This window comes from Nocardia sp. NPDC004568, assembly GCF_040609955.1.
Lineage (GTDB): Bacteria > Actinomycetota > Actinomycetes > Mycobacteriales > Mycobacteriaceae > Nocardia.
The window spans coordinates 153,140-160,872 of sequence record NZ_JBEXLL010000006.1 but is presented as its reverse complement, the minus strand read 5'-3'; the positions used below and the strand labels follow the sequence as shown (position 1 = coordinate 160,872).

The window sequence follows — 7,733 nt, the reverse complement described above, 5'->3', positions numbered from 1 at the left end:
GACCTGGCTACACACCTACAATCACCACCGCGGCCACACCGCACTCGGCGGACACCCACCAGCAGCCCGCGTGCCTAACCTCTCAGGTCAGTACAGCTAGGCGCGCCGCAACGCCAGGACCGGAATGGTGCGGAAGCCGGCGGCCTTCTCCTCGTATTCGGCGAAACCGGGATAGCGGCGGGCCTGCTCGCCGTAGATGCGGTCACGCTCCGCGCCGGTCACCTCCGTGACGGTGACAGGGTAGGACTCGGTACCCCGCTCCACTGTGGCCTCCCCGGCCGCGGTCAGGTTGTGGTACCAGTCCGGGTTCGTGGGCGCACCCGCCTTGCTGGCGAACACGTAGACCAGGCCGTCGGGGTCCTGCTCATCGGCCAGGTACATCATCGGAGTCACCGATTCCCGGCCCGTGCGCCGACCGCGGTGGTGCACCAGGGCCATCGGGGCGCCCTCGAAGAAGCCGCCGACCCGGCCCTCGTTGGCCCGGAATTCCGCGATGATCCGGTCGTTCCAGTCGTCTGCCATACCCGGCATTATGCAGCCGACCACCGACCGGTTCCGTACTCCCGGCCGCGCGGCGGGTCATCGCCGGGGCGGCTGCGCACTTCAGGTTTTCGTCCTCGTCACCGGAGGCACAGCGGCGTGATGTCGGAGCGGCCCCCGGTGGTGGGGGAGCTCAAATACATGCACGGCGTCTGCCCCGCCGTGGTGATGGCGGCCTTCACCTGGTCCCAGGTCGGCGCGTCGAGTGCGGCCGAGCGCGCCAGTACGAAGCCCGACAGGCGGCTCGGATCGGTCACCAGCGCCCACGAGTAGTCGGGGGCCAGCGCGGTGACGATGTAGTTCGTCGGGCCGTCGAGCGAGTCCTGATTCGGCACTCCGGGGAAGCTGACGTGCAGTTGTGCGCCGGTCACCGGGTCGTTCACCTTCGCGGTGCCGCGGATCTCGTTGCGACCTCCCGCCCAGTTCGTACAGGAATTGTGGACGGCGACATTGCCCTGCGGGTCGAGCGTGTACTGCGCGCGGGTGTCGCGCGCGCAATCGAGATTGAACGGCTGCGGCACCGCGGCGAGCTGGTTCCAGTCGCCGAGGTAACGGTTCAGATCCAGCGCCGGGACCGGGGCGGGGCCGGGCGGTAGCGGCGGCTGGGCCGCCGCGCCACCGGCGGCGAGGGCGCCGAAGGTCATCAGGGCGGCCACGAGGCCGACGGTGCGGCGAACTGCGCGATGTGCTGTCACGAAAACTCCTCGCGTTCGGCGGTGTACGCCCACTCTAACCCATATAGATGCATAATCGATGCATACTCAGTCGGCGCAGGAGGATTGATGGTAGCTAGGGGGTTCGCCCGATTCATGGGAGCGGCCACGGCGTGTTACGGACTGGCCGTGGCGGTCCGCCCGGCGGTGCTGCTGGGCCCGTGCGGCTGGGACGACGAGGACCCCGCCCGCCGCGCGCTGGCGCGGACGACCGCGTGCCGGGATATCGCCTCGGGCCTGGGCATGGCCCTCGCCCCGACCCCGGCCGCCCTGCGGGTGGCCACGGGTTGCCGGGTGCTCGCCGATCTGTCCGATGCCGGGGTCCTCGCGGCCGCGCTGCGCGACCGGCCGCAACGGACCAAGGCCGTCGCGGTGGCCGCCGGCTGGGGCCTGCTGTGCGGCGCGGCGGGCCTGGCCGCGACGAGAACGCGGTGAACGTCGCCGCGCGGCCCCGGCGCCCACACCGAAGTCCCGGGCCCACCGGCGACGGCGAATCGGGACAGGCAGAATAAGACGATGCCCGACGGTTCCGCCTCTGCCTCCGACGCGGCCGGTTACACCGTCCGCGCGGTCGCCGAGCGGCTCGGTATCCCGACCGCCACCCTGCGCAGCTGGAACCGTCGCTACGAGATCGGCCCCACCGGCCACCGGCCGGGTACCCACCGGCTGTACACCGAAGCCGATATCGCCCAGCTCGATCGGATGCTGGAACTCGTCCGCGGGGGCGCCACCCCCGCCGGCGCCGCCGCCTCGGTGCGCGCACCGGTCGTCGCGCCCGGCGACCTGTCCTCGCTGCTGACCGCGGCCTTCGCTCTCGACTACCGGTCGGTGACAGCGCAACTGGCCGCTGCCCTACGGACCTACGGTGTGGTCGACACCTGGGAACGACTGTGCCGCCCCGCTTTCGCCGAGATCGTCGCCCGCCAGCTGGGCGGCGAGGGCTGCATCGATGTCGAACATCTGCTGTCGTGGTGCATCACCTCGGCGCTGCATCGCAACAATCCGCCGGACCGGCTGCGCCCGCGACCCATCGTGCTCGCCTGCACCGGCGGCGAATCCCACTCACTCCCCCTCGAGGTACTGCGGGCCGCCCTTGCCGAATCCGATGTCGGGGCGCAGATGCTCGGGGCCGATGTGCCCACCGCCGCCCTGGCCGACACCCTGGCCAGGCTGGACCGGCCCGCCGAGCTGGTGCTGTGGTCACAGCACGAGTCGACCGCGCTGACCTCCAGCGTGCGCGCCGGCACCGACGCCGGCGCGCGGGTCTTCGTCGGTGGACCGGGCTGGGACTCGGTCATCCTGCCGGCGGCGGTCGAACGCCTGGCGAGCCTTCCGGAGGCGGTCCGGCGACTCGGCTGAATCCGGTCCCGCCCGCTCGTACACCACACCCATCCGGCATCCCGGCCACGGCGAACCACCTCGCGGCCGCGTGGCCCGAGGGTCCGTGTACCGGCGCCCGGGTCGCCATAGACCACGAAACGATGCATACTCGATGCAGAGAAGCGGCCGGTGGTCGCCGAGCGGAGGAGTGTGATGGTCGATCAGGGCAAACCGGACCGGTCCGGGCGCCGGGTCGCGGTGGTGGGCAGCGGAGTGGCAGGCCTCACGGCCGCCTGGGTGCTGTCCGGCTCGGCGCGGGTGACTCTCTACGAAGCCGACCCGCGGCTCGGCGGACACGCCGACACCCATACGGTCCGCACGGCCACGGGCCACGAGATCGGGGTGGACACCGGGTTCATCGTGCACAACAACCGGACCTACCCGACTCTGCTGCGACTGTTCGCCGACCTGGGGATCCGGACCCAGGAGACCGATATGAGCATGTCGGTCCGCTGCGACGGCTGCGGTCTCGAATACGCGGGCGCCCGTGGCCCCGGCGGATTGTTCCCCCGTCCCGGGACACTCGTCCGGGGGCGCTATCTGCGGTTGCTCGCCGAGGTGCCGCGCTTCCACCGGCTGGCCCGCGCCGAACTCGCCGCCACGCCCGAGGACGAACTCACCCTGGGCGCATTCGCCCGCCGCGGCGGGTTCTCCGGCTATTTCGTCAGCCACTTCCTGACACCGCTGGTCTCGGCGGTCTGGTCGTGCGATCCGGCGACCGCGTTGCGCTACCCCGCCCGCTATCTGTTCACTTTTCTCGAACACCACGGCATGCTCACGGTGTTCGGCTCCCCGACCTGGCGCACGGTCCGCGGCGGATCGGCCACCTATGTCCGGGCGGTCGCCGAACGCCTCGACTCGGTGCGCACCGCCACACCGGTGCGCACCGTGGACCGGTCGGCCGACGGTGTGGCGATCCGCGACGACGGCGACCAGGTCGAGGTCTTCGACGCGGCGGTCATCGCGACCCACCCCGGCCAGGCACTACGGATGCTGGCTCGGCCCACCGCCACCGAGCGCACCGTCCTGTCCGCCATGCCCTATTCGGTGAACCGCACGGTGCTGCACACCGACACCACTGTGCTCCCCACCGCGCGCCGGGCGCGCGCCTCGTGGAACTACCGGCTGCCCGCCTGCGACGCCACCCCCGACCGGGTCCTGGTGAGCTACGACCTCACCCGCCTGCACCGGCTCGGCGATTCCGGCGAACCCCGGTTCGTGGTCACCCTCGGCGACGAGGACCGTATCGACCCCGCCGCGGTAGTGGACCGGATGGTCTACGAGCATCCGCGGTACACCCCCGAATCCGTGGCCGCCCAGGGACGACTCGGCGAGATCGGCGACGACCGGATCGCGTTCGCCGGTGCGTACCACGGCTGGGGCTTCCACGAGGACGGGGCGCTGTCGGGTCTGCGCGCCGCCGAACGCCTGGGCGCCCGCTGGCCCGGCCGAGCGCTCCGTCCGGTGTCGGCGTCATGACCGCCCGGCTCGTCCACACCACCATCGAGCATGTCCGCCGGACGCCGATACACCACCGGTTCCGCTACCGCAGCTACAGCTGGCTGGTCGATCTCGACGATCTCCCGCGGCTGCCCCGCCCGCTGCGGCCGCTGGCCCGGCTGAGTTCCCGCGATCACCTCGGCGATCCGGAGCGGAGCCTGCGGGCCAATATCGACGACTACCTGGCCGCACACGGCATCACGCTGCCGGGCGGCCGGGTCCTCATGCTCACCAACGCGCGCGTCCTCGGTTTCGTGTTCAATCCGCTCACGCTGTACTGGTGCCGCGACCGCGCCGGAACACCGGTGTGCGTGGTGGCCGAGGTGCACAACACCTATCGCCAGCGGCACCGCTACCTCCTGCGGACCGACGCGAGCGGACGCGCCGACACCACCAAGCAGTTCTATGTCTCGCCGTTCGACGAGGTCTCGGGCGAGTACCGGATGCGGCTGCCCGAACCCGGGGAGCGGCTGTGCCTGTCCATCACCCTGCACCGCGACCGTCCGGTGCTCACCGCGTCGATGACCGGCGACTGCCGCCCCGCGACCACCCGCACCGTCCTCGCCGCCGCGCTGACCATGCCGCTGGCCCCGCTCGCTGTCGCGGCCCGGATCCGGGTGCAGGGCATCCGCCTCTGGCTGCGCGGACTTCCCGTTGTTCCCCGCCCCGTCTCGCCGCTCCAGGAGCTTTCCCGGTGACCACCGATCTCTCGACCCCGACCCCACCGCCCGCCCTGCGCCGGCCCCGGATCGACCGGGCGCCGGTGGGCTCGCGCGCCGCCGTCGCCGCCGCCGTCGCCGGGCACCTCTTCCGCCGCGCGGTCCGGCGGTTGCCGCTGCGGGTCCGATACCCGGACGGGACCGTACTCGGGCTGCGCCCGGACGACCATACTGCGCCCACACTCGTCCTGCACCGGCCCGGCGACTTCGCCGCCCGCCTCGGTACCGGCGGACTGATCGGGTTCGGCGAATCGTATATGGCCGGTGACTGGTCGGCGCCCGATCCGGCGGCCGTCCTCACCGTGCTCGCCACGAACATCGAGCGCCTCGTCCCGCCGGCCCTGCAGACACTGCGCGGACTCTATGTCGCGAAACATCCCGGCACGGAACGCAACACCCAGACCAACAGCCGCGTCAACATCGCGCACCACTACGACCTGTCCAACGAGTTCTTCGCGCTCTTCCTGGACGAGACCATGACCTATTCGAGCGCGCTCTTCCCGGCGACCACACCCGCCCCGCAGTGGGCCGACCTGGCCGGCGCCCAGTACCGCAAGATCGACCGGATCCTCGACGCGGCGCGGGTCGGCCCCGGGACGCGGTTGCTCGAGATCGGCACCGGCTGGGGTGCGCTGGCCGTCCGGGCCGCCGCCCGGGGTGCCCGGGTGCGCTCGGTGACGCTCTCGGCCGAGCAGCGTGAGCTGGCACTGGCCCGGATCGCCGCCGCGGGCGTGGCCGACCGTGTCCAGGTCGACCTCATCGACTATCGCCGGGTCGACGGTGAATACGACGCCGTGGTCTCCGTCGAGATGATCGAAGCTGTCGGATGCGAATATCTCGATATCTATTTTCGATGCATCGAGAAACTGCTCGCCCCCGGTGGCCGCGCGGCTCTGCAGGCGATCACGATGGCCGACCATCGCATGCGCGCCACCCGCCACACCTATACCTGGATCCAGAAGTACATCTTCCCCGGCGGGTTCGTGCCCTCCGACCGGTTGATCGCCGACACCGTCGCCACCGGCACCGGGCTGCGGGTCACCGAGCGATTCTCGATGGGTGAGCACTACGCGCACACGCTGCGACTGTGGCACGAGCGTTTCGATGGGTATACCGACGAGACGAGCACGCTCGGCTTCGACCCTGTGTTCCAGCGCATGTGGCGGTTCTATCTGGCCTATGCCGGCGCGGGCTTTCGCAGCGGCTATCTGGATGTCGAGCAGTTCGTGCTGACGAGACAAGGCGAGGTGTGATCCGATGATCCGTACAGTCGACGCTCTACTCGACCGGGCGATAGTGCCCGGCTACACCCGCCTCGGCTATCACCTGCGCAGGGTCTCCTGGACCCGTGACGATCCCCACGCCGACGCCCTGCACGGGAAAACCGCCCTGGTCACCGGCGCGAACTCGGGAATCGGGAAATCGATCGCCACCCGACTCGCCGGTCTGGGCGCGCGCACCGTGCTCGCGGTCCGGGACCGCGGCCGCGGCGAGCGGGCCCGCCGGGAGATCCTCGATGCCGTCCCCGCGGCGCAGGTGGAACTCGCGCTGTGCGATATCGCCGAACCCGGCAGCGTCGAGGCCTGCGCCCGGGCCCTGGGCGAACGGCACGAAGCGGTGGACGTGCTCGTGCACAACGCCGGCGTACTGCCCGGCGACCGCACCGAGAACTCCGCCGGGCACGAGCTGACCCTGGCCACCCATGTGCTCGGCCCACTGCGGCTGACCGACCGGCTCTCCCCGCTGCTCGCGGCCGCCGGCGACGCCCGCATCATCTTCGTGGCCTCCGGCGGGATGTACACGCAGCCGCTGCCGGTCCGGGATCCGGAATACCGCAGCGGTGAATACCGCGGCGCCACCGCCTATGCCCGCACCAAGCGGATGCAGGTGGCATTCGGGCCACTACTGGACGGACGTCTCGCCGACCACGGGGTCAGTGTGCACAGTATGCATCCGGGCTGGGTCGCCACCCCCGGGATCACCGCCGCCCTTCCCCGGTTCAGTTCCGCGCTGCGGCCGGCGATGCGCACCGCCGCCGAGGGCGCCGATACCGCGGTCTGGCTGGCCACGACCACCCCGGCGCCGCTGTCGGGCCATTTCTGGCACGACCGGCGTATCCGCGGGGAACACTATCTGCGCCACACCCGGTATTCGGAGATCCACCTGCTGTCACTGTGGGAATACTGCCTCGACGCGGCGGAGGTGCCGTTGCACCCGCGCTGACCTCCGACCCGGCGCCACGGATCGGCCGGCGATCTGTATCCGATGACCGATGAATTCCGCTCGCCCACGTCGTCGTCACAGTGAACCCGCGTGGATCTCGTTGCGAGAAGGAGTCTTCCGATGCCGGATACCGACCACGACCCGGCCGCCCCGCGGCGGCTGACGCAGCATCCGACTGTCCAGCGGATGGCCGGCCGGGAGCGCGCGCCGCTTCCCGAACAAGACACCGCAGCACACGCCAATGGTTTCCGGACGAGGTGAACGATCTGCTCGACCAGATCGGACCGCGCCCGCGGGGCAGCGCCGGTGGGTCGGCGTAGACCAGGTACACGAACCGCCGCCGTTCGCAGGCCCGGCCGGTCTGCCACCGGCATTGGACGCGGTCGTCGCCCGCACGGCGCCGAGCGGTACGGCCCGTCGTCGCCCGTGACCTGACCAGCGGCCCGCCGGTCGGCGCCACCGTCTCACCCACCAGAGGCCCCGGGGCCCGCGCGCCGCACCGGCCCGCAACGGCGGACGTTTCCGGGAGGGGTGCTGGTGCTCGCCTCGGGCGAACTGGCGCCGACGGCCGGAATCGGAATCTGGACACCGACCCACGCCGGTGGCGGCACGGTCAGGGGCCCGGTGCCGGTACGGAACAGCCCGGCCCGTGCTGGGG

General features: G+C 71.3%; 8 protein-coding genes. 6 read left to right on the top strand and 2 right to left on the bottom strand.

Annotated elements, in window-relative coordinates:
* Positions 1-96 precede the first annotated feature (96 nt).
* Positions 97-522, bottom strand: coding sequence for a nitroreductase family deazaflavin-dependent oxidoreductase (locus tag ABZV91_RS05460; RefSeq protein ID WP_355235790.1), 426 nt, complete (start codon positions 520-522; stop codon positions 97-99).
* Positions 523-620: 98 nt separating this feature from the next.
* The gene (locus tag ABZV91_RS05455; RefSeq protein ID WP_355235787.1) at positions 621-1,235 is read right to left on the bottom strand and encodes a lipocalin family protein; all 615 of its coding nucleotides are present in this window, start codon (positions 1,233-1,235) and stop codon (positions 621-623) included.
* 87 nt (positions 1,236-1,322) lie between these two features.
* On the opposite strand from ABZV91_RS05455, the gene ABZV91_RS05450 reads away from it, so the two are divergent.
* The 6 genes from ABZV91_RS05450 (at position 1,323) to ABZV91_RS05425 (ending at position 7,075) form a co-directional block, all read left to right on the top strand.
* Positions 1,323-1,688 (top strand): hypothetical protein, encoded by a 366-nt coding sequence (locus ABZV91_RS05450; RefSeq protein WP_355235786.1) that lies wholly within the window; start codon positions 1,323-1,325, stop codon positions 1,686-1,688.
* Between the two features lie 81 nt (positions 1,689-1,769).
* Positions 1,770-2,612 (top strand): MerR family transcriptional regulator, encoded by an 843-nt coding sequence (locus ABZV91_RS05445; protein ID WP_355235783.1) that lies wholly within the window; start codon positions 1,770-1,772, stop codon positions 2,610-2,612.
* Positions 2,613-2,786: 174 nt separating this feature from the next.
* Positions 2,787-4,112: an FAD-dependent oxidoreductase gene (locus ABZV91_RS05440; RefSeq protein WP_355235780.1), complete on the top strand. Its 1,326-nt coding sequence runs from the start codon at positions 2,787-2,789 to the stop codon at positions 4,110-4,112.
* Entirely contained in the window at positions 4,109-4,831 is a 723-nt protein-coding gene (locus ABZV91_RS05435) for a DUF1365 domain-containing protein (RefSeq protein WP_355235777.1), read from the top strand. Before ABZV91_RS05440 ends, ABZV91_RS05435 begins: the two co-directional genes overlap by 4 nt.
* A gap of 35 nt (positions 4,832-4,866) precedes the next feature.
* Positions 4,867-6,105 (top strand): cyclopropane-fatty-acyl-phospholipid synthase family protein, encoded by a 1,239-nt coding sequence (locus ABZV91_RS05430; RefSeq protein ID WP_355235813.1) that lies wholly within the window; start codon positions 4,867-4,869, stop codon positions 6,103-6,105.
* A 4-nt stretch (positions 6,106-6,109) separates the two neighbouring features.
* The gene (locus tag ABZV91_RS05425; RefSeq protein WP_355235774.1) at positions 6,110-7,075 is read left to right on the top strand and encodes an SDR family NAD(P)-dependent oxidoreductase; all 966 of its coding nucleotides are present in this window, start codon (positions 6,110-6,112) and stop codon (positions 7,073-7,075) included.
* Positions 7,076-7,733: the final 658 nt, after the last annotated feature.